This window comes from Serratia sp. A07 (genome assembly GCF_058725505.1).
On record NZ_JBZXDO010000165.1, the window covers coordinates 1 to 1343 of the forward strand.

Annotated in this window: 1 protein-coding gene; it reads right to left on the reverse strand. The window is 53.8% G+C overall.

Annotated features, from left to right (window positions below; translation table 11 throughout):
- Positions 1–9 precede the first annotated feature (9 nt).
- Positions 10–1329, reverse strand: a complete 1320-nt coding sequence (locus tag AC4PR2_RS28860) for an IS4 family transposase (RefSeq protein WP_197786945.1) — start codon at positions 1327–1329, stop codon at positions 10–12.
- Between the last annotated feature and the right edge of the window lie 14 nt (positions 1330–1343).

The window sequence follows — 1343 nt, forward strand, 5'->3', positions numbered from 1 at the left end:
TAATGCTTGTCAGTTAAGCTTTTGAGGAAGCCGCAACGTATAACGTTGCGGCTTCTTTTTTACTGCCCGCGGGTAATGCCTTTGCCGTCGAGAAGGAAGTACGAAGCTCCCCGCCATTGCCAGGATATCATTCATTATCTTCGGGACTTTCCCTGGGGCAACTGCCGGAAGCAGGCTCAGTTGGGCTGTCAGATATAACGCAGCCTGTTTAAAACCGATTTGATAAGGCTCTACATGCTTCAGGCTGTTAGCCATCTGCGCCATCATGAAGCGCAGCAGGTTATAAGCCAACGCCACGCCCCACAGTTCCTGCCTGACCAACTCCGGCTTTTTGCTTCTCAGAGTCAGTTCGTTCTGCAGCAGATACTGCTTCATCTCCCTGAAGCCATGTTCTATCTCCCAACGATGCCCATACAAGTCGACGATATCGGCTTTGGGGTAGCGTAGCGGATCGCACATCGAGGTCAGGATTTGGACTTTCTTGCCATTAACCTCTTTGCTTATCAGTCTGGCTATCAGCATTTCCGGGGCAGCCGGCCATTTCTTGCGGGCTTGCGGGCTTAACTTCAACTCAACGAGCTCCTGCCCCGTACCCAGCCTCTCCCGTACCCGATATTGTGCGTCTTTGCGCAGTGGGAGCATCCAGTGTTTCTCCGCTCCCGAGGCGCTCCAGTGATGAAGGAGTCCCAGCGCATAAAAACCTTTATCCAGTATCGTCAACGAGTGCTCCGGTGTCTGCTCAGCCAACTGTGCTGCAAGGTCAACCTCACTGGTTTCCGAGACGCTGCCGAAGCTCACGCCTGTCAGCAAGTGACTGGTGACCTCCATCTGGCAGACCATGCGAAGCTGCGGCCAGTCGGAACGCGCGTGCTCATTGGCAGTGCGTCCGAAGGCTGCGTCATTTTCGGGCGTATCGGGCGTTCTCCACAACGTGCCATCTACAGCCAGGAGTGTCAGGCCATTCCAGTGCGATAACGGGGTCTTTTCAAACCAGAGTTGACGTGTTTTTTCAAACACCAGCCTGACGACCTCTTCGCCGAGCCGCTGGCGCGCCTGTACTACGGCGCTGGGCGCTACAAAAGGACGTCTCCCCGGTAGCATGATATCGAGATGAGAAACAAGCTGGTTCATTGAAAGCGAGCGAAACAGGGACATTCCGACCACGGCCCAGACCATCATTTCCATGGGAAGACGGCGCTTTCGAAGAGTCACAATCCCGGTATCAGCGAGGCATTCATCGATAAGCTCAGGTGAGAGCAAGTCGGAAAGCGCAGCGAATTCTTTGGGGGAGAATTTAAGAACGGTATCAAGAGCCTGACTCAGCAACATAAAAAAATCCGTAA